Origin of the sequence: Streptomyces erythrochromogenes, from assembly GCF_036170895.1 — a bacterium.
Lineage (GTDB): Bacteria > Actinomycetota > Actinomycetes > Streptomycetales > Streptomycetaceae > Streptomyces > Streptomyces erythrochromogenes.
This window is the reverse complement of the sequence record NZ_CP108036.1, coordinates 5,949,926-5,975,652: the sequence shown is the minus strand read 5'-3', so window position 1 is coordinate 5,975,652 and position 25,727 is coordinate 5,949,926. Positions and strand designations below refer to the sequence as shown.

At 72.9% G+C, this 25,727-nt stretch carries 21 protein-coding genes; 9 read left to right on the top strand and 12 right to left on the bottom strand.

The window, feature by feature from the left end:
• Positions 1–33: 33 nt before the first annotated feature.
• The 7 genes from murD to rsmH form a co-directional block, all read right to left on the bottom strand.
• Positions 34–1,611 (bottom strand): UDP-N-acetylmuramoyl-L-alanine--D-glutamate ligase, encoded by a 1,578-nt coding sequence (gene murD / locus OHA91_RS27320; protein ID WP_245240066.1) that lies wholly within the window; start codon positions 1,609–1,611, stop codon positions 34–36.
• Positions 1,593–2,663 carry a phospho-N-acetylmuramoyl-pentapeptide-transferase gene (gene mraY / locus OHA91_RS27315; RefSeq protein WP_031149469.1) on the bottom strand — a complete coding sequence of 357 codons (1,071 nt, stop codon included), beginning with the start codon at positions 2,661–2,663 and terminating at the stop codon, positions 1,593–1,595. Before mraY ends, murD begins: the two co-directional genes overlap by 19 nt.
• Positions 2,660–4,090 carry a UDP-N-acetylmuramoyl-tripeptide--D-alanyl-D-alanine ligase gene (locus OHA91_RS27310; protein WP_031149471.1) on the bottom strand — a complete coding sequence of 477 codons (1,431 nt, stop codon included), beginning with the start codon at positions 4,088–4,090 and terminating at the stop codon, positions 2,660–2,662. Before OHA91_RS27310 ends, mraY begins: the two co-directional genes overlap by 4 nt.
• Entirely contained in the window at positions 4,087–5,796 is a 1,710-nt protein-coding gene (locus OHA91_RS27305) for a UDP-N-acetylmuramoyl-L-alanyl-D-glutamate--2,6-diaminopimelate ligase (RefSeq protein ID WP_031149473.1), read from the bottom strand. The genes OHA91_RS27310 and OHA91_RS27305 overlap by 4 nt, the downstream gene beginning before the upstream one ends.
• A gap of 45 nt (positions 5,797–5,841) precedes the next feature.
• A complete protein-coding gene (locus OHA91_RS27300; RefSeq protein ID WP_107064678.1) occupies positions 5,842–7,863 on the bottom strand; it encodes a peptidoglycan D,D-transpeptidase FtsI family protein in 2,022 nt (673 codons plus the stop codon).
• A 63-nt stretch (positions 7,864–7,926) separates the two neighbouring features.
• Positions 7,927–8,460: a hypothetical protein gene (locus OHA91_RS27295; protein WP_031149478.1), complete on the bottom strand. Its 534-nt coding sequence runs from the start codon at positions 8,458–8,460 to the stop codon at positions 7,927–7,929.
• On the bottom strand, positions 8,457–9,386 hold the full coding sequence (rsmH, locus tag OHA91_RS27290) for a 16S rRNA (cytosine(1402)-N(4))-methyltransferase RsmH (protein ID WP_031149480.1): 930 nt from the start codon (positions 9,384–9,386) through the stop codon (positions 8,457–8,459). Before rsmH ends, OHA91_RS27295 begins: the two co-directional genes overlap by 4 nt.
• Positions 9,387–9,776: 390 nt before the next feature.
• Here rsmH and OHA91_RS27285 point away from each other — a divergent pair, with 390 nt between their 5' ends.
• The 4 genes from OHA91_RS27285 (at position 9,777) to OHA91_RS27270 (ending at position 15,251) form a co-directional block, all read left to right on the top strand.
• Positions 9,777–10,328: a beta-class carbonic anhydrase gene (locus OHA91_RS27285; RefSeq protein WP_030850219.1), complete on the top strand. Its 552-nt coding sequence runs from the start codon at positions 9,777–9,779 to the stop codon at positions 10,326–10,328.
• Positions 10,329–10,465: 137 nt separating this feature from the next.
• Positions 10,466–11,476: an AAA family ATPase gene (locus OHA91_RS27280; RefSeq protein WP_266502036.1), complete on the top strand. Its 1,011-nt coding sequence runs from the start codon at positions 10,466–10,468 to the stop codon at positions 11,474–11,476.
• A complete protein-coding gene (locus OHA91_RS27275) occupies positions 11,476–12,843 on the top strand; it encodes a DUF58 domain-containing protein (protein WP_266502034.1) in 1,368 nt (455 codons plus the stop codon). The genes OHA91_RS27280 and OHA91_RS27275 overlap by 1 nt, the downstream gene beginning before the upstream one ends.
• Positions 12,840–15,251: a transglutaminase family protein gene (locus OHA91_RS27270; protein ID WP_266502032.1), complete on the top strand. Its 2,412-nt coding sequence runs from the start codon at positions 12,840–12,842 to the stop codon at positions 15,249–15,251. The genes OHA91_RS27275 and OHA91_RS27270 overlap by 4 nt, the downstream gene beginning before the upstream one ends.
• A gap of 467 nt (positions 15,252–15,718) precedes the next feature.
• Here OHA91_RS27270 and OHA91_RS27265 read toward each other — a convergent pair whose 3' ends face one another.
• The 3 genes from OHA91_RS27265 to OHA91_RS27255 are packed head-to-tail and all read right to left on the bottom strand — an operon-like array spanning position 15,719 to position 19,387.
• Positions 15,719–16,351 carry a TetR/AcrR family transcriptional regulator gene (locus tag OHA91_RS27265; protein ID WP_328740203.1) on the bottom strand — a complete coding sequence of 211 codons (633 nt, stop codon included), beginning with the start codon at positions 16,349–16,351 and terminating at the stop codon, positions 15,719–15,721.
• A gap of 29 nt (positions 16,352–16,380) precedes the next feature.
• Positions 16,381–18,474: a YhgE/Pip domain-containing protein gene (locus OHA91_RS27260; protein WP_328740202.1), complete on the bottom strand. Its 2,094-nt coding sequence runs from the start codon at positions 18,472–18,474 to the stop codon at positions 16,381–16,383.
• A complete protein-coding gene (locus OHA91_RS27255; RefSeq protein ID WP_328740201.1) occupies positions 18,446–19,387 on the bottom strand; it encodes an ATP-binding cassette domain-containing protein in 942 nt (313 codons plus the stop codon). The genes OHA91_RS27260 and OHA91_RS27255 overlap by 29 nt, the downstream gene beginning before the upstream one ends.
• A gap of 179 nt (positions 19,388–19,566) precedes the next feature.
• Here OHA91_RS27255 and OHA91_RS27250 point away from each other — a divergent pair, with 179 nt between their 5' ends.
• The 5 genes from OHA91_RS27250 to OHA91_RS27230 all read left to right on the top strand — a co-directional run bounded on the left by OHA91_RS27250 (position 19,567) and on the right by OHA91_RS27230 (position 23,789).
• Positions 19,567–20,073, top strand: a complete 507-nt coding sequence (locus OHA91_RS27250; protein WP_328740200.1) for an SAV_6107 family HEPN domain-containing protein — start codon at positions 19,567–19,569, stop codon at positions 20,071–20,073.
• A gap of 73 nt (positions 20,074–20,146) precedes the next feature.
• Positions 20,147–20,905, top strand: a complete 759-nt coding sequence (locus OHA91_RS27245; RefSeq protein WP_031149500.1) for a methyltransferase — start codon at positions 20,147–20,149, stop codon at positions 20,903–20,905.
• A gap of 293 nt (positions 20,906–21,198) precedes the next feature.
• Complete coding sequence (locus tag OHA91_RS27240) at positions 21,199–21,600, top strand: DUF3040 domain-containing protein (RefSeq protein WP_030663992.1); 402 nt, start codon at positions 21,199–21,201, stop codon at positions 21,598–21,600.
• 107 nt (positions 21,601–21,707) lie between these two features.
• The gene (locus tag OHA91_RS27235; protein ID WP_031149503.1) at positions 21,708–22,334 is read left to right on the top strand and encodes a DUF4126 domain-containing protein; all 627 of its coding nucleotides are present in this window, start codon (positions 21,708–21,710) and stop codon (positions 22,332–22,334) included.
• A 36-nt stretch (positions 22,335–22,370) separates the two neighbouring features.
• Positions 22,371–23,789 (top strand): phytoene desaturase family protein, encoded by a 1,419-nt coding sequence (locus tag OHA91_RS27230; RefSeq protein WP_078959215.1) that lies wholly within the window; start codon positions 22,371–22,373, stop codon positions 23,787–23,789.
• A 22-nt stretch (positions 23,790–23,811) separates the two neighbouring features.
• Here OHA91_RS27230 and OHA91_RS27225 read toward each other — a convergent pair whose 3' ends face one another.
• A complete protein-coding gene (locus OHA91_RS27225) occupies positions 23,812–24,672 on the bottom strand; it encodes a chromosomal replication initiator protein DnaA (RefSeq protein ID WP_031149507.1) in 861 nt (286 codons plus the stop codon).
• Positions 24,673–24,714: 42 nt separating this feature from the next.
• On the bottom strand, positions 24,715–25,629 hold the full coding sequence (gene metF / locus OHA91_RS27220) for a methylenetetrahydrofolate reductase [NAD(P)H] (RefSeq protein ID WP_030663980.1): 915 nt from the start codon (positions 25,627–25,629) through the stop codon (positions 24,715–24,717).
• Positions 25,630–25,727: the final 98 nt, after the last annotated feature.

Below are 25,727 nucleotides of genomic sequence, written 5' to 3'. Positions count from 1 at the left end.
CGGCCGGAGGGAACCAGTCCCGGCGCCCCCGGCCTAGGCCGTGTCCGCGGCGTTCTCGGCGGCCAGTTCGCGCACCGCGTCGGCGAACGCGTCCCCGCGCTTGTTGTAGTTCGCGAACATGTCCATCGAGGCGCAGGCCGGTGCCAGCAGGACCGTGTCGCCGGGCTCGGCGAGCGCGGCCGCCTCCCGGACCGCTGCGAGCATCGCCCCAGTGTCGGTCCGGTCGAGGTCGACGACCGGGACCTCGGGGGCGTGTCGCGCCAGCGCCTCGGCGATCAACGCCCGGTCGGCGCCGATCAGGACGGCGCCGCGCATCCGCGCGGCCGACTTCTGCACGAGCTCGTCGAAGGTCGCGCCCTTGGCGAGGCCGCCGGCGATCCAGACGACCTTGTCGAAGGAGGCGAGGGAGGCCTCCGCCGCGTGGGTGTTGGTGGCCTTGGAGTCGTCGACGTAGACGACCGAGGCGACCTCGTCCACCCGGGCGACCCGGTGGGCGTCCGGACGGAAGTCGCGCAGCCCGTCGCGGACGGCGCGCGGCTCCACGCCGTAGGCGCGGGCCAGGGCCGCGGCGGCGAGCGCGTTGGCGATGTTGTGCGGGGCCGGCGGGTTGACGTCCTTGACCTCGGCGAGCTCCTGGGCGTTCTTCTGCCGGTTCTCCACGAAGGCCCGGTCGACGAGGATGCCGTCGACGACTCCGAGCATGGAGGGGCCGGGGGCGCCGAGGGTGAAGCCGATCGCGCGGCAGCCCTCTTCGACGTCGGCCTCGACGACCAGGTCCTCGGTGGCCTTGTCGGCCACGTTGTAGACGCAGGCCACCGTGTTGCCCTCGTAGATGCGGCCCTTGTCGGCGGCGTACGCCTGCATCGAGCCGTGCCAGTCGAGGTGGTCGGGGGCCAGGTTGAGGACGGCTGCCGAGTGGACGCGCAGGGAGGGCGCCCAGTGCAGCTGGTAGCTGGAGAGTTCGACGGCGAGGACGTCGTACTGCTGCTCGCCGAGCACCACGTCGATGATCGGGGTCCCGATGTTGCCGACGGCGGCGGTGCGCAGCCCTGCGGCCTTCAGGATCGACGCGAGCATCTGGACGGTGGTGGTCTTGCCGTTGGTGCCGGTGACGGCGAGCCATTCGGCGGGCCCGGCCGGGTCCGCGCCGGCCCCTTCGCCGGTGCCCTCGGCCGCGGCGCTGCGGGCGGCGCGGAGCTCCACGCCGGCCGCGCGCAGCCGCCAGGCGACCTCGACGTCGCCGACGACGTCGACGCCCGCCTCGGCGGCGGCCAGGAAGAGCGGGCTCTGCGGCTGCCAGCCGGGCGAGGTGACGACCAGTTCGGTGCCCTCGGGCAGGGTCTCGCCGGCCCGGGCGCCGTCGGGCAGGTGACCGAGGCGGACCTCGATGCCCAGTTCCGCGAGCTCGGCCGCCCTGGCCCGGTGCGCGTCGCCGTCGCCGTTGTCGACGACGGTCACGCGGGCGCCCAGCCCGGCAAGCGCCCGGGCGGCGCTGATGCCGCTGATGCCGAGGCCGGCCACGGTGATCCGGCCCGGCAGGCCGAACCGGCCCAGGGCGTCGGGGCCGAGCAGGCCGGCCAGGTCGGAGGCGCTCACTTGTCGGCTGCCCATCCCGCGTAGAAGAGACCGAGACCCACGATCACGCACATGCCCTGGATGATCCAGAAGCGGACCACGACGAGGACCTCGGACCAGCCCTTGAGTTCGAAGTGGTGCTGGAGCGGCGCCATCCGGAAGACGCGCTTGCCGGTCAGCTTGAAGGAGCCGACCTGGATGACGACCGACATCGTGATGAGCACGAAGAGGCCGCCGAGGAGCGCCACCAGGAGCTCCGTGCGGGAGCAGATGGCGAGGCCCGCGAGCGCGCCGCCGAGGGCGAGCGAACCGGTGTCGCCCATGAAGATCTTGGCGGGCGAGGTGTTCCACCACAGGAAGCCGAAGCAGGCGCCCATGAGGGCGGAGGCGACGACCGCGAGGTCGAGTGGGTCGCGGACCTCGAAGCAGGCGTTCGGGTTGGTGAGGTCGGCGGCCATCGCGCACGACTCCTGGAACTGCCAGACGCCGATGAAGGTGTAGGCGCCGAAGACCATCACGGCGGCGCCGGTGGCCAGACCGTCCAGACCGTCGGTGAGGTTCACGCCGTTGGACAGGGCCAGGATCATGAACAGCGCCCAGACCACGAAGAGCACCGGGCCGATCGACCAGCCGAAGTCCGTGACGAACGACAGCTTGGTGGAGGCCGGGGTGAGGTCGCGCGAGTCCTTGAACTGGAGTGCGAGCACTGCGAAGGCGATGCCGACGATCAGCTGGCCGGCCATCTTGGCCTTGGCCCGAAGACCCAGCGAACGCCGCTTGACGATCTTGATGTAGTCGTCGAGGTACCCGACGAGGCCCATGCCGGCCATCAGGAACAGGACGAGCAGGCCCGAGAAGCTCGGCTCCTCACCGGTGATGACCTTCGTCAGCGCGTACGCGACGAGCGTGGCCAGGATGAAGGAGATACCGCCCATGGTGGGCGTGCCCTTCTTCCCGGCGTGGCCGCGCGGGCCGTCGTCGCGGATGAACTGGCCGTAGCCCTTGCGGGCCAGCAGCTTGATCAGCAGCGGCGTGCCGATGACGGTCAGGAACATGCCGATGACACCGGCGAACAGGATCTGCCTCATCGGCCGGTGACCTCGCCCTCGACAGTGCCCTCGAGCAGGGCCTGCGCCACCCGCTCCAGACCGGCCGACCTGGAAGCCTTCACCAGCACGACGTCACCCGGGCGCAGTTCACTGCGCAACAGGTCGACCGCCGCCTGCGCGTCGGACACGAGCACCGACTCCTCACCCCACGAACCCTCGTTATATGCGCCCAGTTGCAGCCAGGAGGCTTCCCTGCCCCCGACCGCGACGAGCTTGCTCACGTTGAGCCGGACGACAAGTCGTCCGACCGCGTCGTGCTCGGCGAGAGCGTCGTCTCCGAGCTCGGCCATCGGGCCGAGCACCGCCCACGTGCGCCCCCCGTTCGCCCTGCCGCCACCGCCCATCGCGGCGAGCGCGCGCAGTGCGGCCCGCATGGACTCCGGGTTCGCGTTGTAGGCGTCGTTGACGATCGTCACACCGTCCGCCCGCTCGGTGACCTCCATCCGCCACCGCGACAGCGTGCCCGCCCCGGAGAGCGCGGTGGCGATCTCCTCGACGGACATGCCCAGGACGTGGGCGACGGCGGCCGCGGCGAGCGCGTTCGACACGTGGTGCTCACCGTACAGCCGCAAGGTCACGTCGCTGCACCCGGTCGGTGTGTGCAGTGTGAAGGAAGGCTGCCCCTTGTCCGTCATGCGGACTTCCGTGGCCCGGATTTCGGCGTCGTCGGCCTCGCCGAACAGCACCGTACGGGCCTTCGTGCGCGCGGCCATGGCACGAACGAGCAGGTCATCGGCGTTCAGGACGGCGACGCCGCCCTCCGCCTCGGCCGGCAGCGCCTCGACGAGCTCGCCCTTGGCCTGCGCGATCTGCTCGCGGCCGCCGAACTCGCCGATGTGCGCGGTGCCGACGTTGAGCACCAGACCGATCCGAGGGGGCGTCAGTCCGGTGAGGTAGCGGATGTGTCCGATGCCGCGGGCGCCCATCTCCAGGACGAGGTGCCGGGTGTCCTCGGTGACGCGCAGCGTCGTGATCGGCAGGCCGATCTCGTTGTTGAGGTTTCCGGGGGTCCACACGGTGGGCGCGTGGTGCTGGAGCACCTGCGCGATGAGGTCCTTGGTGGAGGTCTTGCCGGCGGACCCGGTGAGGGCCACGACGTCGGTGCCCAGGCGGGCGACGACGGCCCGGGCGAGCGCCCCGAGGGCGGCCACCACGTCGGGGACGACGATGGCCGGGACGCCGACGGGCCGGGTCGCGAGGACGCCCGCGGCGCCGGCGGCGAGTGCGCGTTCGGCGTAGTCGTGGCCGTCGACCCGCTCGCCGACGAAGGCGGCGAACAGGCTGCCCGGCCCGACCTCGCGGGAGTCGTAGACCACGGGACCGGTGACCTGTACGGACGGATCCGGTATGTCGTGGGGCCGCCCGCCGGTGATGTCGGCGATCTCGGCGAGGGAAAGGGCGATCACTGGTTCACCTCGGCCTGTCGGACCTGGTTGGTTCGATCGAGCACGAGTTGGCGTTCGATCGCGGCGCGGAGCACCGTGCGGTCGTCGAAGGGCCGGACGACCCCTGCGGTGTCCTGGCCCTGCTCGTGGCCCTTGCCGGCCACGAGCACGGTGTCGCCGGGCTCGGCGCGCGCGACGGCGGCGGCGATGGCCGCCGCCCGGTCGGCGTCGACGAGGACGGTGCCGCGCTCGGCGGGCGGTACGGACACGGCGCCGCCGAACATCGCGGCGAGGATCGCGAGCGGGTCCTCGGAGCGCGGGTTGTCGGAGGTCAGGACGGCCACGTCGGCGAACCGGGCGGCCGCGGCGCCCATCGGGGCGCGCTTGGTGGTGTCGCGGTCGCCGCCGCAGCCGAGGACGATGTGCAGCTTGCCGGTGGTGACCTCGCGCAGGGCGCGCAGGACCGACTCCACGGCGTCCGTCTTGTGCGCGTAGTCGACGACGGCGAGGTACGGCTGTCCCGCGTCCACCCGCTCCAGCCGGCCGGGGACCCCGGGGACCGCGGCGACGCCGTCGGCGGCGGTCTGCGGGTCGAGGCCGGCGGCGGCGAGCGTGACGATCGCGGCGACGGTGTTGGCGACGTTGAACGGGCCGGGCAGCGGGGCCTTGGCGCGCACGCGCTGCCCCTCGGGGCCGACCAGCGTGAGCGTGGAGTCCATGTGGCCGGTGACGACGTCCTCGGCGCGCCAGTCGGCGGCCCGGTCGCCCGCGGCGGAGAAGGTGACGACCGGGACGGTGGCCTCCTTGGCGAGGCGGCGCCCGTACTCGTCGTCGAGGTTGACCACGCCCAGGCGGGCGCGGCGGGGCGTGAAGAGCTCCGCCTTCGCCTGGAAGTAGTCCTCCATGTCGGAGTGGAACTCCATGTGCTCGGGGCTCAGGTTGTTGAAGACGGCGACGTCGAAGACGCAGCCGTCGACGCGGCCGAGCACCAGGGCGTGGCTGGAGACCTCCATGGCCACGGCCTCGACGCCGCGTTCGCGCATGACCGCGAAGAGGGCCTGCAGGTCGGTGGCCTCGGGGGTGGTCCGCTCGGACTTGATGCGCTCGTCGCCGATGCGCATCTCGACGGTGCCGACCAGACCGGTACTGCGGCCGGCCGCGCGCAGGCCGCCCTCGACGAGGTACGCCGTGGTGGTCTTGCCGGACGTTCCGGTGATGCCGATCTGGAGCAGGCCTTCGCCGGGGTGGCCGTAGATCGCGGCGGCGAGTTCGCCCATCCGGCCGCGCGGGTCGGCGACGGCCAGGACCGGCAGGCCGGTGGCCGCTGCGCGTTCGGCGCCCGAGGGGTCGGTCAGCACGGCGGCGGCGCCGAGGCCGGCGGCCTGGGCGGCGAATTCGGCACCGTGGGTCCGGGCTCCGGGCAGGGCCGCGTACAGGTCTCCCGGGCGGACCGCACGGGAGTCGTGCGTGATCCCGGTGATCTGCGCAGCGCCTGGTGACGGGACGCCCAGCAGCGTGGCCAGCTCGCCCAGCGGGCTCGGAGCGGCGGACGCGGGCCTGGGTGCTCCCGGCGGCGCTGCCGGGGCGTCTTGCTGGGTGGTTCTGGGCTGATCAGCGTGGGGCACGGCGGTGAGCGTACCGGGCGCGGCGGCCGGGCCGCGAAGTGAGGGCCCGGCCTCGGCTGCGGCGGCCGGTCGGTTCCCGGGTTTCGGGGTGATCGTTGTCACTGATGGTGCCTCACGCTTTTCTGGCGGGCAGGCCGTGGCCGAGGGTCACTGGCCGGGCTGCGGAGTGGGCTGCGGGGCGGGCTGCTGGGCGGCCTGCGGGCCGGGCTCGTAGGTGACGGGGAGCCCGGCGGGGGCGGTGCCGGTGGGGGCGACCTGGAGGGTCTTGAGGGCGAACTCCATGACCTTCTTGTAGATGGGGCCGCAGATCTGGCCGCCGAAGTAGCTGCCCTTCGTGGGGTTCTGGATGGCGCAGTAGACGGTGATGCGCGGGTTGTCCGCCGGGGCGAAGCCGGCGAAGGAGGCGGTGTAGCCCTTGTAGCGGCCGGTGGCCGGATCCACCCGGTTGGAGGTGCCGGTCTTGCCGCCGACCCGGTAGCCGGGGATCTTCGCCTTGGTTCCGGTGCCCTCCTGGTCGTCGACGACGGATTCGAGCATCTCGGCCAGGGTCTTGGCGGTCTCCTGGCTGATCACGCGGTTCTGCTCGGGTGCCGGGGCCGGGTTGAAACGGCCGTCGGGCCCCTTGGTGCCGCGGACCAGCGTCGGCTCGATGCGGACCCCGCCGTTGGCGATGGTCGAGTACACCGAGGCCGCCTGCATGGCGTTGAGGGAGAGTCCCTGGCCGAAGGGAATCGTGTACTGCTGGGAGGTGGACCAGTCCTGGGGATCGGCGAGGATGCCGCGGGACTCGCCCGGGTAGTTCAGGCCGGTGGGCCGGCCGATGCCGAACTTGGTCAGGTAGGAGTGCAGGACCCTGTTGGCCTCGGGCTGGGTGGGGCCGAGCTGGCCGGTGGCCAGGATGGTGCCGATGTTGGAGGACTTGGCGAGGACCCCGTTGAGGGTCAGGTACCAGGTCGGGTGGTCGATGTCGTCCTTGAACAGCCGGTCGCCGCGGTGCAGGCGGTTGGGGACCTCGACGCGGGTGTCGGGGGTCGCCTTCTTCTCCTCCAGGACGGCCGCCATCGACATCACCTTGGCGGTGGAGCCGGGCTCGTACACGTCCTGGAGCGCGGCGTTGCCCATGGCGGCGGAGCTGGCCCGGGTCAGGTCGTTGGGGTCGAAGCCGGGGGCGTTGGCCATGGCCAGCACCTCGCCGGTGCGGGTGTCCTGGACGATGACGTAGCCGCGGTCGGCCTCGGACTTCTGCACCTGCTCGGCGATGGCGCTCTGCGCCGCCCACTGGATGTCCCGGTCGATGGTCAGCTCGATGTCGTCGCCGGGGACGGCTGGCTTCTCGCTGGAGCCGGCGGTGGGCACCTTGCGGCCGCCGGACTGGGCGTAGGTGATCTCCCCGTCCTTGCCGGCCAGCTTCTTGTCGAGGGCGGACTCCAGCCCGCCGCCGCCCTTGCCCTCGGCGTTGACGTAACCCAGTATCCCGGCGGCGAGGTCCCCGCCGGGGTACACGCGCTTGCTGCTGTCCTCCTTGAACACGCCGGCCAGGACGTTGGCGCCGGGGGCGTTGTTCTTCTTGTCGGCGCTCGCCTTCTCCGAGAAGACCCGCTTGAGGTCCTTGATCTGGTTCCAGACCTGCGGGGTCTGGCGCTGGGCGAGGACCACGTACCGGCTGTTCTTGGTCCTGAGCTTCTCCGCGAGCTCCTTGGCGTCCTTGCCGAGGATGGGTGCGAGGAGGGCCGCGGCCTGCTCGGGGGCGTCCGGGGCCTTGCTGTCCTGCGGGGTGAACATCTTCGGGTCGGCGGTGATGTCGTACGCGTCGACGCTGGTGGCCAGGGCCACGCCCCTGCGGTCGGTGATCTCGCCGCGTTCGGCGGCCAGTTTGACGTTGGTGTAGCGGTTCTTGGAGGCCGCGGCGGAGAAGGACGAGGCGTCGACGGCCTGTACCTGGAGCAGCCGTACGACGAAGGCGAGCATGACCAGGGTCAGGCCGACGCCGACCAGGCGCAGCCGGGGCCGGGGGCTGCCGAGCCGGATGGTGTGCGGCTTGCGGGGGCCGGCGGGGCGGCGGGTCGCCGGGCGCGAGGCCGGGCGGGCGGCGGCCCGGGTCCGGTCGCCGGGCCGCGACGGCCTGGCCGGCCCGGGCACCCGCCGCCGCGGCGGCTCCTGCGGGCTCACCCGGCCACCGTCCGCGCCTCGAACGCCGGCGAGGCCGGTTCAGACGGGATCCGCGTCACGACGTCACCTTCCAGGGGTCTGGCTGGACTGCGGGCTACCGGAGGGAGCGGGCTGGGCCGGCGCCGGGGATGCGGTCGGGGCAGGGGGCTGGCCCGGTCCGGCCGGCGGCGGGGCCGGGAGGGTCGGGGTCGGCGACGGCGGCGCCTCGGCCACCGAGACGCTGCCGGAGACCTTGCCGTCGGGGCCGATGAAGACGGGGCTGCCGCCCGGGACCAGGCCCAGTTCCCGGGCGCGGCGCTGGAGGGCGTCGGGGGCCGAGTGGGCGTCCACGTCGCGCTGGAGGGCCTGCTCCTCGTCGGTGAGGGCGGTGGTCTCCTTCTTCAGCCGGGTCAGCTGGAAGGAGCCCTCGTTGAGGGCCGAGTTCAGCAGCAGCAGGCTGATCAGGCCGCCTGCGAGCAGGGCCACGACCAGCAGGACGAACGGCATCCGCGCCGCCTGCCCGCCGGGCCGCGGCCGGGCCGGGCGGGCGCCGAGGGCCCGCCCGATGCGGGCCGCCTGCCCGCGGGTCAGCGTGGCGACCTTCCCGGCCTTGGTCACAGTTGCGCCTCCCGGATGCGTTCGACCCCCCGGAACCTCGCCGGGGCGGCCCGCCGGTTCTCGGCGATCTCCTCCTCGGTCGGCAGCTCCGCGCCGCGCGTGAGCAGTTTGAGCTTCGGCTGGTACTTCTCCGGCACCACCGGCAGCCCGGGCGGCGCGGTGGAGGTCGCGCCCGCCGAGAAGACCTGCTTGACCAGGCGGTCCTCCAGCGAGTGGTACGAGAGCACCGCGATCCGGCCGCCGACCGCGATCCGGTCCACGGCCGCCGGGATGGCCCGCTCCAGGCCGGAGAGCTCGCCGTTGACCTCGATCCGCAGCGCCTGGAAGGTGCGCTTCGCCGGGTTGCCGCCGGTCCGCTTGGCGGCCTGGGGCAGGGCGTCGCGGATGAGCTCGACCAGCCGGGCGCTGTTGCTGAAGGGGGCCTTCTCGCGCTCGCGGACGATCGCGGACACGATCCGCTTGGCCTGCTTCTCCTCGCCGTACTGGCGCAGGATCCGCACGAGCTCGCCCGGCGCGTAGGTGTTGAGGACCTCGGCGGCGCTGATGCCCGTCGTCTGGTCCATGCGCATGTCCAGCGGCGCGTCCTGCGCGTACGCGAACCCGCGGTCGGCCTCGTCCAGCTGCATGGAGGAGACGCCCAGGTCGAAGAGGATGCCCTGGACGGCCGGGAGGCCCAGGCCGTCGAGCACCTCGGCGAGGTCCGCGTAGATCGCGTGGACGAGGGTGGCCCGGTCGCCGAAGGGGGCGAGCCGTTCGCCGGAGAGCCGCAGGGCCTCCTTGTCGCGGTCGAGGCCGATCAGGCGCGCCTCGGGGAACCGGGTCAGCAGGGCCTCGCTGTGGCCGCCGAGGCCGAGGGTGCAGTCGACGACGACGGCCCCGGGCCTCTCCAGCGCCGGGGCCAACAGGTCCAGGCACCGCTGGAGCATCACCGGGACATGTCGGGACTCGCTAGTCAAAGCGCCCTCTCAGATAACGGCGCGGCAGGCGTACGCACCGCCCGCTCCCCGGCCGGTGAGCGGAAGAGGGCCGGGCCGTACGTACGCGCCGCGCACGCGGAGTCTTCATCGGTGGCCGGGCGGCCGGTCAGGGCCGGGCTCCGGCCGGTTCGCGTCACTTTAGTGCAACGGTCGCCGCGGTCAACGAACCGGCCCGCGCGCCGTACGCGCCTCTCGGACCGAAGCCGCAAATGATGCCGAACCACCCGGACGGCCGCTCCCCGCCCACCCCTGTGGGTTAGCTCACAACAAGCCCCGTTGACGTTCTTTGTCCAACCTCACGCCCGGACGGCGCCGCCCGTGACCACTAACGTCGTACCCATGACGACTTCCGCATCCCTGCCTGCAGACTCCGCACCCGAGGCATCCGTCGGCGGATCCGTCACCGACCGGCTGGTCGAGGCGAATCAGCGCTACGCCGCCAAGTTCGCCGACCCCGGCATGGACGCCCGCCCGGTCCTCCACGTGGCCATCGTGGCCTGCATGGACGCCCGCCTCGACCTGCACGCCGCACTCGGCCTGGAGCTCGGCGACTGCCACACCATCCGCAACGCGGGCGGTGTGGTCACCGACGACACCATCCGCTCCCTCACCATCAGCCAGCGGGCCCTCGGCACCCGCACGGTGATACTCATCCACCACACCGGCTGCGGTCTGGAACGTCTGACCGAGGACTTCCGCCACGAGCTGGAGGACGAGGTCGGCCAGCGTCCCGCCTGGGCCGTCGAGGCCTTCCGCGACGTCGACCAGGACGTCCGCCAGTCCATGCAGCGCGTGCGCACCAACCCGTTCCTGCCCCACAAGGACGATGTGCGAGGCTTCGTCTTCGACGTGCACACCGGACTCCTCCGGGAGATCGATCCCAGCTCCTGAGTGACACAAGGCCGTGACGCCGTCAAGAATGCGGGAAGACACCCCCCGGGAAACCCCGGGTCCGGTGTCCGTGTTTCGGGGTGGGCCGGTCATGCGCCAAGGGCGTCGGCCCTGAGAAATGGGCCGAGGAGAACCAGGTGACGACGTATGACGACCGAGCGAGCCTCGCGGATCTGACCAGCACGGCGGAGCGGGTCCGCGAGTCGGTCGAGAGCGTGATCGAGGGCAAGCCCGAGGTCGTCCGCCTCGCGCTGACCGTGCTCCTCGCCGAGGGACACCTGCTGATCGAGGACGTTCCCGGCGTGGGCAAGACGATGCTCGCGAAGACGCTGGCCAAGTCCATCGACTGCTCGGTGCAGCGCATCCAGTTCACGCCGGACCTGCTGCCCTCCGACATCACGGGCGTCAGCATCTACGACCAGCAGCGCCGCGAGTTCGAGTTCAAGCCGGGCGCGATCTTCGCGCAGATCGTCATCGGCGACGAGATCAACCGCGCCTCGCCGAAGACCCAGTCGGCGCTGCTCGAGTCGATGGAGGAACGCCAGGTCACCATCGACGGCACCACCTACACCCTGCCGAGCCCCTTCATGGTCGTCGCCACCCAGAACCCGGTGGAGATGGAGGGCACCTACCCGCTGCCCGAAGCCCAGCGCGACCGCTTCATGGCCCGCGTCTCCGTCGGCTACCCCAGCCCCGAGGCCGAGCTCCAGATGCTCGACGTGCACGGCGGGATCAACCCGCTCGACGACCTCCAGTCCGTCGCGCACGCCCACGACATCGTCAAGCTCATAGAGGCCGTGCGCGAGGTCTACGTCGCCGAGCCCGTCCGGCGCTACGTCGTCGACCTGGTCTCCGCCACCCGCAGCCACCCCGACCTGCGGCTCGGCGCCTCGCCCCGGGCCACCCTGCACCTCCTGCGCGCCGTGAAGGCCTCCGCCGCGCTCGCCGGCCGGGACTACGTCCTGCCCGACGACGTCCAGTCGCTGGCCGCGCCGGTCCTCGCTCACCGGCTGCTGCCCACCGCACAGGCCCAGCTGAACCGGCGCACCTCCGAGCAGGTCGTCGGCGAGATCCTCCAGCGCACCCCCGTCCCGGCCGCGCACGCCCGCGGCGAGATGCCGCCCGGCGCCGGCGCCCGGAGCTTCTGATGGGCGCCGGTGCCCCACGCGGCGCCGGCGGCCCGGGAGACGGCGGCGGACTGCGCGCCTCGCTGTCCGGGCTGACCACCCGCGGCCGCTCGTTCGTGGCCGCCGGGATCGCCGCGGCCGCCTGCGCCTACGTCCTCGGCCAGGGCGCACTGCTGCGCGTCGGCCTGCTCCTCGCCCTCCTGCCGCTGATCTGCGTCTACGCCCTGCACCGCACCCGCTACCGGGTCTCCGGCAGCCGCCGGCTGACCCCCGGGCGGGTGCCCGCGGGCGCCGAGGCCCGGGTGCAGCTGCGCATGGACAACGTCTCCCGGCTGCCCACCGGCCTGCTGATGCTCCAGGACCGGGTGCCCTACGTACTGGGCCCGCGCCCGCGGTTCGTCCTGGACCGGGTCGAGCCCGGCGGCCGCCGCGAGGTGTCCTACCGGGTCCGCTCCGACCTGCGCGGCCGCTACCCGCTGGGCCCGCTCCAGCTGCGGCTGACCGACCCCTTCGGGCTGGTCGAACTGACGCGCTCCTTCAGCACCTACGACACCCTCACCGTCATACCGCGCACCGAACCCCTGCCCCCGGTCCGGCTGGCCGGCGAGTCCAACGGCTACGGCGACGGCAGCCGCCGCTCCCTGGCCCTGGCCGGCGACGACGACGTGATCCCGCGCGGCTACCGGCGCGGCGACGACCTGCGCCGCGTGCACTGGCGCTCCACCGCCCGCTACGGCGAGCTGATGGTCCGCCGCGAGGAACAGCCCCAGCGCAGCAGGGCCACGGTCCTGCTCGACACCCGCCGCCTCGCCTTCGACGGCGCGGGCCCCGACTCCGCCTTCGAATGGGCCGTCTCCGCGGCCGCCTCCAGCCTCGTGCACGTCCTGGAACAGGGCTTCTCCGCGCGCCTGCTCACCGACACCGGCAACGCGGTGCCCGGCGAGGGCGGCGGCGGGTTCTCCGCCGGCGGGCAGGAGTCCGCGGAGGCCGCCGGGCTGATGATGGACACCCTCGCCGTGGTCGGGCACTCCGACGGCGCCGGGCTCTCCCGGGCCTACGACGCGGTGCGCGGCGGCGGCTACGGCGAAGGCGGCGGCGACGGGCTCCTCATCGCCTTCTTCGGCGACCTGGACGACGTACAGACCGAGCTGGCGGCCAAGATGCGCCAGCGCACCTCCGGCGCGGTGGCCTTCGTACTGGACACCGGGGCCTGGGGCGGACTGCCCGTGCCCGGGCACGACGTGGTCCCGCTGGAGGAGCGGCTGCGCAGGCTGCGCGACGCGGGCTGGACGGCGCTGGCCGCCACCCCGGGGGTGGCCTTCGGCGAGCTGTGGCGACAGGCCGGGACCGCGCGCGTCGGTACGGGAACGAGCGGAGGCCGGGAATGAGCGGACGGGCGAAACTGACGGTCTTCGCAGCACTCGCGACGCTGCTCACCGCGTGGTCGCTGAGCCCGCTGGTGGAATCGCAGGCCTGGCTGCTCCAGGCCGCACTGCTGCTGGTCGTGCAGAGCGCGGTGGGGGCGGGGGCCCGGCGGGTCCCGCTGGCGCGGTCGCTGACCGTGGCCGCGCAGCTGCTGTTGTCGCTGCTGCTGCTCGCGCTGCTCTTCGCGGGCAAGGTCGAGTCCACCGGCAGCGGCCCGCTGGCCTACTTCGTGACGGACTTCGGCTCGCTGTTCGCACAGGGCGTCCACGACGTGGGCGAGTACGCGATACCGGCCCCGCTGACGGACGGCATCCAGCTGCTGCTGGTGTCCGGGGTCCTGCTGATCGGCCTGCTGGTGGACCTGCTGGCGGTGACGGCGCGCACGGCCGCCGCGGCCGGGCTGCCACTGCTCGCGCTCTACTCGGTCGCCGCGGGCCTGTCGGGCGGCGGGGAGGCCTCCTGGTTCTCCTTCCTGCTGGCGGGCTGCGGATACCTGATGCTGCTGCTCTGCGAGGGCCGCGACCGGCTCGCCCAGTGGGGGCGGGTCTTCGGCTCGGCTCCGCACGGACGCGGAGCGGCCGACTCCGGCATCAGCAGCGGCAACGTCCGGGCGATGGCCCCGGTGCGGTTCGGCCGGCGGATCGGCGCCCTGGCCCTGGGCCTTGCGCTGGTGGTGCCGGCGGTGCTGCCCGCCCTCGACGACGGCCTGCTGGGCGGTCCGAAGGACGGCGAGGGCGCCGGCGGCTCCGGCGGCACGATCTCGGCGGTCAACCCGCTGGTCTCCCTGCAGAGCAACCTGAACGCGCAGGACAACCGTGTGGTGCTGAGGTACCGGACGGACAACCCGCAGCAGGGCGAGCAGTACCTGCGCATCCTGGGCCTGGACGAGTTCAACGGCTCCAAGTGGGAGGCGTCCGGCCGGGCCCTGACCGACGTGCCGCAGCAGATGCCGGTCCCGCCCGGGCTCGGTGACCAGGTCCGCCTCGGCTCGACCGAGGTGACCACCAACATCACGGCGTCGGACGGCTACACCCAGCGCTACCTCCCCATGCCGTATCCGGCGACCGCGGTGGAGATCGGCGGGAAGTGGCGGTTCGAGCCGGTCGGCCGGACCCTGGTCGGCGACCAGCTGGGCCGGGACAAGTACCAGACCGTCCAGGGCGCCGAGTACAAGGTGCGCAGCCTGCTGCTGAAGCCGACCGCGCAGCAGCTCCAGAAGGCCCCGGCGCCGGACCCGGCGATCCGGGAGGAGTACACGAAGGTCCCGGACAACCTGCCGCCGGTGGTCGCCGAGACGGCCCGCCAGGTGACGCAGGGGACGAAGGACGACTACTCGCGCGCGGTGAAGCTCCAGGACTTCTTCGCCGTGAGCGGTGGATTCCGCTACGACACTCAGACCGCCTCGGGGACGGGGCCGGAGGCCGTCGCCCGGTTCCTCGCGAACAAGGAGGGCTTCTGCATCCACTTCGCGTTCTCGATGGCGGCGATGTCCCGCACGCTGGGCATCCCGGCCCGGGTCGCGGTGGGCTTCACCCCCGGCGAGAAGCAGTCGGACGGCGTCGTGAACGTGTCGATGCGGGACGCGCACGCCTGGCCCGAGCTGTACTTCCAGGGCGTGGGCTGGACCCGGTTCGAGCCGACTCCCCGGTCGGGCCTCAACGTGCCGGACTACTCCCGCACGCAGGCTCCGACGGCCCAGCCGTCCGTGCCCGCGCCGCTGCCCTCGCAGGGCGCGGTGCAGCCGGCGCCGGCGCCCTCGGCGTCCGCCGAGTGCCCGCCGGAGATGAAGAAGCTCGGCGAGTGCGGACCGACCGCCCCGCAGCAGAGCGCGGCCGGCGGCGACGGGCCGTCGGTGGCGACGGTCCTCGGCTGGGCGGCGGTCGTGGTCGCGGTGCTGGGCCTGCCCCTGCTCCCGCTGCTGTGGCGCAGCCGGCTGCGGGCCCGCCGTCTGGGGACCGGGGAGGTCCTGGCGGCCTGGCTCGAACTGGGCGACGCCGCCTGGGACGTGGGCGTGGCCCCGGACGAGGCGCTGTCGCCGCGCCGGGCGGCGGGCCGGATGGTGGACCTGGGCCGCCTGGAGCCGGACGCCGCCGCGGCGGTGCACCGGGTGGCGGGTGCCGTGGAGCGGGCCCTGTACGCGCCGCCGGGCGCGGAGGTCTCGTACGCGGGCCTGGCGGACGACGTACGCGCGGCCCGTGCGGGCCTGCTGGCCGCGGCGGGCCGCCTGACCCGGCTGCGCGCCCTGCTGCTGCCGCGCTCGGCGACCCGGATCTCCTGGGCGGTCTCGGCCCGCCGGTCGGCGCTGACCTCGGCGGCATCGGCCCGCCTGACGGCCCTCCGCCTCCGCCTCCCCCTCCGCGGCCGCGGCTGATCCGCGGCTGAGGGAACGCCGGCGAGGCTGGGATTCCGCCTCGCCGGCGTTTTCGTGCCCGCGTCCCGGTCTTTTCAGCCCCGCCGTCGGTCGGGGCGCGGCGTCCGGGGTGGCACCCCGGCAGCGGCGCGCCACCGCGACAACCGCCGAACCCGCGGACGCGAGAACGCGGCGAGGCCCGATCCCCCCGGGCCCCGCCGCGTCCGCGCTTTTCCCACCGGGTCCCCCGTACCTCCCCCGGTTCCGGATGGAGGTACCCGGTCCGCTCCGCAGCCCCGTGTCGGCGGTGCGGACCGGGTCTCTCCTGTCCGTGGCTCCCAGTCTGGCGTCCGCGCAGGTGGGAGCCCATCCGCGTGCGTACTCATTTCCGCGCCTAGGTACGGATACTCAGCGGCCGCGGCGGGCCCCACCAGTTGTACGGGCTGCCGCGCCCGCGCGGCACCGCCGACTGGGGGGTGCAGCGCGGGTCAGCGGTTTCCGCTGACCCGGCCGCGCAGCAGCAGCGACAGCGCCGAGTGCACGTCGTCGAGGGACCGCTCCCGCTGGAAGGACTGCCAGTCCAGGGCGGCCACCAGCACCATGCCCACCAGTGCGGCCGCGGTGAGCTGCACGTCGATCTCGGAGCTGAGCTCCCCGCGCTCGACGCCCTCGCGCAGCACCTTCTCCACGACGGCCACCGCCTCCTGGCGGACCACCATCAGGGTGGACTGCCAGGTGCGGTTGGTGCGCCACAGCTCGGCGACGTACAGCTGGGTGAAGGCCGGGTAGCGGTCGATGAAGACCAGGCCCGCCCGGATCATCGCGTCGAGCGCCTCGACGCGGCTGCCGCCGCGCGCCTCGGTCTCCTCCGCCGAGGTCCGCAGCGATGCCGTCAGCAGTCCGACGCCGTGTCGCAGCAGCTCCTCGAACAGCTCGTTCTTGCTCGCGAAGTTGTAGTAGACCGTGCCCTTCGCGACGCCCGCCCGCTCGGCGATCTCATCGACCGTGGTCGCGGAGAAGCCCTTCTCGGCGATCAGGGTGACGGCCGCTTCGTAGAGCTTCTGCCGGGTGGCCGCACGACGGCCCCCGCCGGTACCCGTACCGGCGCTGCTGCTGTCCATGGCGCTGATTGTCACAGGTCAACACATCCCTACAGGCTCAGTTCCGGGTGCAGTCTGTCCATGGTCCACACCTGCTTGCCCCGGGCGGCGAGCGCGGTCAGGGCGAGGGCTCCGACCGTGAAGGCCACCAGGACCAGGCTGCCCTGCCAGACCGGGGTGAGGTCGCCGCCGGTGATGAGGCGGCGCAGGCTCTCCACGACGTACGACATCGGCAGGTACGGGTGGACGGCGTTGAAGAAGTCCGGACTGGTCTGGACGGGGTAGGTGCCGCCGGCCGAGGTCAGCTGGAGCATCAGGACGGCGAGGACGAGGATCCGCCCGGCCGCGCCGAACTTGGCGTTGAGCCACTGGATGATAGCCGCGAAGCAGCCGGTGACCAGCAGCAGGAAGCCGATGGTGAGGGCCGGGTTGGCCATCTTCAGGCCGAGGCCCGGGGCCCAGTGCAGGACGGACATCAGCAGGGTGACCTGGGCGGCGCCGATGCCCACGACCGGCAGCCAGCCGGCGAGGGCGATCCGCCAGGGCGAGGCGCCCGCGGACAGGGCCCGCTTGTTCATCGGGACGATCAGCATGTAGGCGACCATCGCTCCGACCCAGAGGGACAGCGGGATGAAGTAGGGCGCGAAGCCGGTGCCGTAGTTGGGCGCCTTGTGCAGGGACTGGTTGGCGAGCTTGATCGGGTCGGCCATGACCTCGGTGCGGGCGTCCCGCTGCTGCTGGTCGTAGTCGGGGATCTTGCCCACGCCCTCGTGCAGGCCGCCGGCGAGCTCGCCGGTGCCGTCGACGAGCTTGTACATGCCGCCGTCGAGGCGGTGGGCGCCGTCGCCGAGCTTGCCGACGCCGTCGGTGAGGGCGCCGGAGCCGGTGGTGGCGGTGCCGAGGCCGGTGTGCAGCTGGGACATGCCGGTGGCGACCTTGTGGGCGCCGGCGTTGAGGGCGTTGACCTTGGCGACGGCCGCGTCGAGGTCGCTCGCGAGGTGGGGGGCCTTGTCGGCGAGCTCGCGGGCCTTGTTCTCCAGGTCCGTCAGCTGGGTGCGGAGCGTGGCCACGTCCCCGCTCGCGTTCTTGGCCAGGGTGCCGACGTCACCGCTGAGTTCGGCGGCCTCGGCCGTGTCGTCCCGGACCTTCTTCAGGTCGGGGCAGGAGGCGAGGTGCGGTTCGGCTCCGGGGGTGACGCAGTGCTTGGTGTAGTAGGCGTCGGCGCCGGCGGAGGCCCGCTTGGCGACGGCCGCGGCGGCCGGGGCCTTCTCCACGAACTTGTCGAGGTGGTTCTTGACCACCTTGGCGCTGTCGGCGACCAGCTCGGCGGTGGCCGCGAGGCTCTTGGGGTCCTTGACGAAGGGCCGGGCCTTGTCGGCCGCGCCGTTGACCTTGTCGGCGACCATCTGGGTGCCGTTCGCGACGTCCCGCGTGCCGGTCTCCAGCTTGGCGGCGGCCGCGTTGAGCTTCTTCAGTCCGCTGTTGAGCTCGCCGCTCTTCTCCCCGGCGGTGTCGAGGCCGTCGGCGAGCTCCTTGGCGCCCTCCTGGGCCTTGCCCGCCCCGTCCTTGAGCTTGTCGGCGCCGTCGGCGGCCTCGGCGGTCTTGTCGTGCAGGTCGGAGAAGCTGACGAAGATCTTGTCGAGGAAACCGCGGGAGGCGTTGGCGGACGCCGCCGAGCGGACCTCGGAGAAGACGGAGCGCGAGATCGAGCCGACGACGTAGTTGTTGGCGTCGTTGGTGCGGACCTGGAGGGCCCCCGTGGCGGGGTCGTCGCCCGAGCTGGAGGCGATCTTCTCGCTGAAGTCGGCCGGCATGGTCAGGGTCAGGTAGTACGTACCGTCCTCCAGGCCCTTGGCCGCCTTCTCGGCGCTCACCTCCCGCCAGTCGAAGGTCTTGCTGTCGCGGAGCTTCTTGGTGATCTCACCGCCCGCGTCCAGGTGCTTGCCGTCGACGGTCGCGCCACGGTCGGAGTTGACGAGGGCGACGGGCACCCTGTCGAGGCGGCTGTACGGGTCCCAGAAGGACCACAGGTACAGGGCTCCGTAGAGCAGCGGCAGCAGGAGCAGCGCCACGAGTGCGGCCCGGGGCAGCTTCCCCCGCCCGAACCGCTTCAGCTCAAGCGCGGCCAGCTTCGGCGAGCGCATCGTCCGCCCCCTTCGTGTCGTCGTCGTCGTTGTCGTCGTTGCCGTCGTTGCCGGTGTCGTCGGCGTCGTTCTCGGTGGCCGTCGCGGTGGCCGGCCCGGTCTCCGCGTCCTTCTTCGCGCCGGAGTCCTTCTCCACGGCCGGTTCCGCTTCCGCCTTCGCGGCCGGTTCCGCTTCCGCCTTCGCGTCGGCGTCCCGGCCGGCCCCGGCGCCGTCCTCCTTCGGGCCGGTCCGCAGGACCACGGCGTCGGCGGGGGCTTCGCTGCACACCGCGAGGACGGTGATGCCCCGGGCGGCGATCGAGCGGAGCAGGGCCCAGACCTCGGTGCGTTCGGTGTCCGAGAGCTTGATGTCGAGGTCGTCGAGGGCCAGCAGCTGCGGCGAGCCGAGCAGGGCGATGGCGACCGACAGCCTTACGGCCTCCAGGCGTTCCAGGTCCCGGACGGTGGTGCGCTCGCCCTTGGGCAGCGTGGCCAGGTCCAGTCCGGCGGCGTCCAGCGCCGCGTCGATCCGGGCGGCGGCGGTGGCGCGGCGCTCGGCCCGGGAGCGGAACAGGGATCGGATCGGGGCGCCGTAGTGGCGCTGGAGCAGGGCGCCCTCGCGCAGCTGCTCGGCGACGGTGAGGGACTGGTCGAGGTCGTTGACCCCGGGGACCGGGCCCAGGGCGGCGATCCGGCGGACCGCGGCCATCTTCTTCGGCAGCCGGTGACGGCCGATCTCGGCGTGGCCCTCGGTGGGCTTCATCCGCCCGGTGAGGGCCAGGAGCAGGCAGGTCCGGCCGCTGCCGGAGGGGCCTTCGACCGCGATGAGCGAGCCGGGTGCCGCGTCGAGGCCGATCCCCCGGAAGGCCCAGCCGCGCGGTCCCTTGAGTCCGAAGTCCTCGGCCTTGACGGCCGCGCCGTGCGGGCTGTCCACGCCGTCCCCCTTCTTTTTGAACTGACCGGTCAGTTCAAAAACTACCACCTCATTCCGCACCAGGTGCGCAGGAGGGGGCAGTTGCTGTGCATTTGACGGAAAACACGCAGGTCAGGCTGATTGTCAGTGGGGCCCGTCACGATGGGGGCAACGCACAACGCATCGACAGGAGGTTCGTCATGGCCACACCGTCCCCGTCCCCTGTCCACCCCGTCCTGCGGAAGTCGGCGGCCCCGCCGGCTGCCCTCGACCTCCTCGCCAAGGCCCACAGCGGCCTGGCCGAGGCCGCCCGGCTGACCCGGCCCAACGAGCGCTATGCCACGGCCCACCTCTCCGCGCTGCGCACCGCCGCGGCCGTGCTCGCGGCGCGCGCACGCCCCGAGCCGGTGCACCCGCGGCGGCGGCCCCGGATCCGCAGCGCATGGGAGGTGCTGCCGGAGCTGGCGCCGGAGCTGGCCGAGTGGAGCGCGCTCTTCGCCTCCGGCGCCGCCCGCCGGGCCCGGGCCGAGGCGGGGATAGCGGACGCGGCCAGCGCCCGGGACGCGGACGACCTGCTGCGCGCCGCCTCGATGTTCCTGCGCCTGGTGGAGCGGATGCTCGCCGTCCGGGCACCCGCCCCGACACCGTCCCAGAGCCCGGGGCAGACCCTGCCGCAGCCACGGCCGGAGCGTTCGGACGCGGGATGACCTGCCCGGCTGCGGAAGGCAATAGGGTGGGGCACGGACCGCTCACCCTTCCCTCGCCGAGGAGCCATCAGCCGTGTCGGACACTTCCCGCCCCCGTGCCTCCCTCCGCACCGCCGTGGTGTGGGAGGTCCTCAAGGAGGCGCTCGACCGCCGGGTGAAGGCGACCGGACGGGACGTGCTGGACGTGCTCGACACCGGTGGCGGCACCGGCAAGTTCGCCGTCCCGGTGGCCCACCTGGGCCACCGGGTCACCGTGGTCGACCCCAGCCCGAACGCGCTGTTCGGGCTGGAGCGCCGGGTGTCCGAGGCCGGCGTCGCCGACCTGGTCCGCGGCGTCCAGGGCGACGCCCAGGGCCTGTTGGACGTGGTAGAGCAGGGCGCGTACGACGTGGTGCTCTGCCACGGCGTCCTGGAGTACGTGGACGACCCGGCCGAGGGCGTGGCCAACGTGGCGGCGGCCCTGCGTCCCGGCGGCACGCTCAGCCTGCTGGCCGCCGGCCTCGGCGGGGCCGTGCTCGCCCGCGCGCTGGCCGGGCACTTCACGGAGGCCCGCACCGCCCTCACCGACCCGGCCGGCCGCTGGGGCTCCGGCGACCCGGTACCGCGCCGCTTCACCGCCGAGCAGCTCTCCGAGCTGGTCGGCGACACCGGCCTGGCGGTCGGCGCGGTGCACGGCGTGCGGATCTTCGCCGACCTCGTTCCGGGCGTCCTGGTGGACACCGAGCCGGGCGCGGTGGAGGCGCTGCTGCGTCTGGAGGAGGCCGCGGCTGAGCTGCCCGCCTTCCACGCGGTGGCCACGCAGCTGCACGTCCTGGGCGAGAAGCAGGCCTGAACTGCTGCTCTTGCGTGCACCGAGTCTGCCGCTCACCCTCCGTTCGGCCGGTCCGCCCCGTATGATCGGGAGCAGTGACCGGCATGGCGAACGGGCCATTGGGGAATAACGGCCTCAGTGACCGCTCCCGCGGCGGTACGGTTTTCACGCAGTGGCTTTACCGGCTCTGTCTCTGTGCTTTGTCATTTTGGAACGTGTGCGTTGAGGGCGGGTGTCACGGGGGCGATTCCCCGCCTATCCTGAAGGGGACCCCTGGTCGCTACCCCCGCGACCGACGGATGAGGAGGACTCCCGTGCCGCTCTCGGAGCACGAGCAGCGAATGCTCGAGCAGATGGAGCGAGCGCTGTACGCCGAAGACCCCAAGTTCGCGACAGCGCTTGAGGGAAGCGGTCTGCGTACGTACACCCGGCGACGGGTCTACCAGGCAGTCGCAGGCATTGTGGTGGGTATCGCGCTCCTCATGACCGGTGTGATCATTCCGAACGTGCTGTGGATCAGCGTGGTGGGCTTCCTCGTCATGCTGGGATGTACGGTCCTGGTGGTCACCGGTTGGCGCAAGGCACCCAAGCCCGGCGAGCAGCCCGTCTCCGGAAGTACCGGCGGTTCGGCCCGCGGCCACAACCGGCAGCGTCGGTCGATGATGAACCGCATCGAGGACCGGTGGCAGCGCCGCCGTGACGAGCAGGGGCAGTAGCCCCCGGAACACGTGAGTGAGGGGACGGCCGCCGCCGTGCGGCCGTCCCCTCACTGTTCTGCGCCTACCTCCGGCCCGCGGGTGGCCCCGTACGGCATGATGATCCGATGAGTGTGCTCCCCCTGGTCTTCACCAGCGGCTGGGCCAGCGGGATCAACGCCTACGCCGTGGTCCTCCTGCTCGGCATCTTCGGCCGTACCGGCCTGACCGACGAGGTCCCCGCGTCGCTGCAGCGCACGGACGTGCTGATCGTCGCCGCAGTGCTCTTCCTCTGCGAGGCCGTCGCCGACAAGATCCCGTACGTCGACTCGATATGGGACGGCGTCCACACCGTGATCCGCCCGGTGGCGGGTGCGGTGATCGGCGCCCTGCTGGCCGGGCAGAGCGGCTCGCTCTCCGACATCACCGCCGGGGCGGTCGGCGGCACCACGGCGCTGGCCAGCCATTTCGTGAAGGCCGGCACCCGGATGGCGATCAACACCTCGCCCGAGCCGTTCAGCAACGTGGCGATGAGCATCGCCGAGGACCTCGGCGTGGCGGGCCTCGTCACCTTCGCGATCTTCTACCCCGTCCCCGCCGCGATCATCGCGGCCTCCCTGCTGGTCGTCGGACTGGCCATTGTGGCCTTCCTCTGGAGCCGGATCCGCCGCTTCCTGCGCCGCCGCGCCCAGCGTCGCGAGGAGAAGCGGCTGGCCGTCGAGGCCCGCGAGGTCACCGGGGCGCCACCCCGCTGAGCGCGGGCGCCCGCACCGGGTCATAGGCTCGGCCGCATGGCACGAATTGCGGTGATCGGCGCCGGCATGGGCGCGATGGCGACGGCGGCCCGGCTGGCCGTGGCGGGGCACCAGGTGACGGTGTACGAGCGTGGCGCGACCTACGGCGGGGCCGTGGGCCGGTACGAGCGCGACGGCTTCGCCTTCGACACCGGGCCCGGACTGCTGCACCTGCCCGCCGTCTACCGCGACCTCTTCGTGAAGACCGGCAAGCGGCCCCTGGCGGACTGCGTCGACATGGCGCAGGTGAACCCGGCCGTGCGGCACGTCCTGCCCGGCCACGGCATCGACGTCACCCTCCCCGGCGCCTCGCACGGCGGTGTCGCCGCCGCCCTCGACGGCGCCTTCGGCCAGGGCGCCGGCGAGCGCTGGAACGCCGTGCTGGCCCGTGCCCGGGACGTCTGGGACGCCACCCGCCGCCCGCTGCTGGAAGAACCCCTGCGGGACGGCGCCCGGCAGACGCTCGGCGGCGACCCGTACCCGGCCCTGCGGCGCAGCGGTCTGCTCCGCCGCCGCAGCCCGACCCTCGCCGAAGTCGCCGGGCGGGAGCTGGGCGGTCCCCTCTCGGAGGTGCTGACCGGCGTGGTCCGCGGCTACGGCCTCGACCCCGCCACCGCTCCCGGCTCGGCCGCCGTGCTCCCGTACATGGAGCAGACCTTCGGCAGCTGGTACGTGCGCGGCGGGATGCGGGCGCTGGCCACCGCGGTGTACGAGCGCTGCCTGGAGCGGAAGGTCGCCTTCGTCTTCGGGGCGCAGGTGCGGGAGGTGCTGGTCCGGGGCGGCCGGGCGGCCGGGCTGCTGCTGGCCGACGGCACGGAGGCGGCCGCCGACTCCGTCGTCTGCGGGATCGACCCGCGGCGGCTGCCGGCCGGCTCGCTGCCGTGGCCCGCCGGGGCGGTACCGGCCCGCGGCGACGGCGTGCCCGGCCGGATCACCCTGCTGCTCGCGCTGCGCGGCGCCCGCCCCGCGGGAACCGTCCACCGCACCCTCGTGCACTCGGCCGGGGTGCAGGTCTCCGTCATGCGGCCGGACGATCCCGCCACGCGTCCCGACGCGGAGCACGAGGCGGTCACCGTGAGCGCCGTGCACGGCCCGGGGACCTCGGAGCCCGGGGAGCTGCTGAACCTCGCGGAGAAGGCCGTACAGGGCCTGCAGGAGCGGCTGTTGTGGCAGGAGGTGCGCACCCCGGCCGACGTCGAGGCGGCGACCGGCGCGCTGGGCGGCGCGGTGCCCCCGCCCGCTCTCGCGGGTGCGGGGGGCCGGCTGCTCTACCCGGCGAACGCCACGGGCGTGCCCGGGCTGTACCTGGCGGGCGGCTGGGCGCATCCCGGCGGCGGGCTCGCGCACGCCGGGATGACCGGGGCCCTGGTGGCCGGACTGATCGTGGAGGGCGCGGGCTTCCGCGGCTCCCAGTGACCCGGCCGCGGCCCCGGCCGGCTCAGTAGCGGTACTGCTCGTACTCGCCCTGCTGCGGGTACGGGTACTGCTGCGGCGGCTCGCCCTGCCCGTCCGCCGGGTAGGACTGGCCCGCCCCGTCGGTGGACCGCTGCTGCGGGACCCAGACGCCGCCGGGCGGGGTGTCCGTGGAGTACTGCTGCTGGCCGTAGTCGGCGTAGGGGGCGTAGTCGTACGGCTGGGGCGGGACGACGGCGCCGCCGGTGCCGATGTACGGGTCCGAGTAGGCGGCGTAGACCTGCTGCTGGTCGCCCGTCGGGTAGCCGCCGGAGTAGTCGTAACCGCCCTGGTTGTGCTGGTCGTAGTACGCCGCGTACTGGTGGGCGTCCTGCTCGGCGGTGGTGAACGGCGAGGCGAAGGCGGCCGTCTGGTCGACCTCGGGGGCCGGCGTCGCGAAACTCTGTATGCCGTAGGACCCGGTCTCCTCGGGCACGGGCTGCGGGCTGTAGACCTCTTCGGCCGGGGCCTGGAACGGCCGCTCGTCCGGGGCCCCGTCAGCGTCGCCGTACTCGAGGGCGGTGACCTGGAGCGCCGGCTCCGGCGCGGAGGTCCCTCCTCTGCGGCGTCTGGCCTGCCGTACGGGCTCCCCGCCGCGGCGCAGCGCCCAGCCGGCGACGAAGCCCTTGCGGAAGGAGAGCGTGACCAGGGTCTGGCCCACGGCGAACGCGGCCGCGCCGGCGCCGATGACCGGCACCGAGGGGAGTATCACGCCGGCGACCACGCCGAGGAAGCCGGCGAAGGCGAGCAGGCGCCAGCGGAGCCGGGCCTTGTACTGCATCAGTACCTCGGCAAGCAGCCACAACGCGACGATTCCGAACGCGATGTAGAGGACCGTCATACCCATGCAAGGCCCCTCTCGGTACGGCCGTCACACGGGTACGGCCGGTCAAGCCCGCTGGTGCAGGCCCAGGTTCTCGTAGATCTCGAGAGTCGCCGTGGAATTGTTCAGCGTGATGAAGTGCAGTCCCGGTACACCTTCGGACAGCAGCCGCGCGCAGAACTCCGTGGCGAACTCGATGCCAATGGAGCGTACAGCGGCCGGGTCGTCCTTGACGGCGAGCATGCGCTCTTTCACGTCCGCGGGGAAGACCGCGGTGCTCAGCTGGGGCAGCCGGTCGAGCTGCTTGATGCCCACAACAGGCATGACCTCGGGGATGATCGGGGTGTCGCAGCCCGCCTTCTCGACGCTGTCGCGCAGCCGCAGATAATTCTCGGGATCGAAGAACATCTGGGTGATCGCATAGTCGGCGCCCGCGCGGCACTTGTCCACGAAGTGCCGGATGTCCGTATCCCAGTCGGTCGAGCGCGGGTGCATCTCGGGGAAGGCCGCGACACCGACGCAGAAGTCCCCGGACTCCTTGAGCAGCCGCACCAGGTCGGCCGCGTAGTGCACGCCCTCGGGGTGGGCCACCCAATCGGCCATCGGGTCGCCCGGCGGGTCTCCGCGCAGGGCGAGCATGTTGCGGATCCCGGCGTCGGCGAACTGGCCGATGACGTGGCGCAGCTCGGCGATGGAGTGGTCCACGGCGGTCAGGTGCGCGACCGGGGTCAGCGTGGTGTCCGCCGCGATCTCCTGGGTGGCCTTGACGGTGCCGCCGCGGGTGGAGCCGCCGGCTCCGTAGGTCACGGAGACGAAGCTCGGGGATACCGCCTCGACCCGGCGGAGGGCGTTCCAGAGGTTGCGTTCGCCCTTCTCGGTCTTCGGGGCCCAGAACTCGAAGGAGTACGAGCGCCCGGACGCGAGGAGGTCGCGGACCGTGTGTGCGCGGTCCGACCAGGTGGAAGCGGTACCAGAGGCCATGTGGGCAGGTTAGACGCGCCCCGGCGCTCCCCGAAGCGGCGTCCACCTTTTGGACACGTTTTTGGACACCTGTGGCCGCGCCTCTGGCCGGAAGGGGC

What these genes read in the sequence shown, in the direction of transcription:
- OHA91_RS27235 (WP_031149503.1), top strand. Translation starts at nt 21,708, where the DNA reads ATGAGTGTGCTCCCCCTGGTCTTCACCAGCGGCTGGGCCAGCGGGATC.
- metF (WP_030663980.1), bottom strand. Translation starts at nt 25,629, where the DNA reads ATGGCCTCTGGTACCGCTTCCACCTGGTCGGACCGCGCACACACGGTC.
- OHA91_RS27230 (WP_078959215.1), top strand. Translation starts at nt 22,371, where the DNA reads ATGGCACGAATTGCGGTGATCGGCGCCGGCATGGGCGCGATGGCGACG.
- OHA91_RS27265 (WP_328740203.1), bottom strand. Translation starts at nt 16,351, where the DNA reads ATGGACAGCAGCAGCGCCGGTACGGGTACCGGCGGGGGCCGTCGTGCG.
- OHA91_RS27260 (WP_328740202.1), bottom strand. Translation starts at nt 18,474, where the DNA reads ATGCGCTCGCCGAAGCTGGCCGCGCTTGAGCTGAAGCGGTTCGGGCGG.
- OHA91_RS27225 (WP_031149507.1), bottom strand. Translation starts at nt 24,672, where the DNA reads ATGGGTATGACGGTCCTCTACATCGCGTTCGGAATCGTCGCGTTGTGG.
- OHA91_RS27275 (WP_266502034.1), top strand. Translation starts at nt 11,476, where the DNA reads ATGGGCGCCGGTGCCCCACGCGGCGCCGGCGGCCCGGGAGACGGCGGC.
- OHA91_RS27285 (WP_030850219.1), top strand. Translation starts at nt 9,777, where the DNA reads ATGACGACTTCCGCATCCCTGCCTGCAGACTCCGCACCCGAGGCATCC.
- murD (WP_245240066.1), bottom strand. Translation starts at nt 1,611, where the DNA reads ATGGGCAGCCGACAAGTGAGCGCCTCCGACCTGGCCGGCCTGCTCGGC.
- OHA91_RS27250 (WP_328740200.1), top strand. Translation starts at nt 19,567, where the DNA reads ATGGCCACACCGTCCCCGTCCCCTGTCCACCCCGTCCTGCGGAAGTCG.
- mraY (WP_031149469.1), bottom strand. Translation starts at nt 2,663, where the DNA reads ATGAGGCAGATCCTGTTCGCCGGTGTCATCGGCATGTTCCTGACCGTC.
- OHA91_RS27270 (WP_266502032.1), top strand. Translation starts at nt 12,840, where the DNA reads ATGAGCGGACGGGCGAAACTGACGGTCTTCGCAGCACTCGCGACGCTG.
- rsmH (WP_031149480.1), bottom strand. Translation starts at nt 9,386, where the DNA reads ATGCTCCAGCGGTGCCTGGACCTGTTGGCCCCGGCGCTGGAGAGGCCC.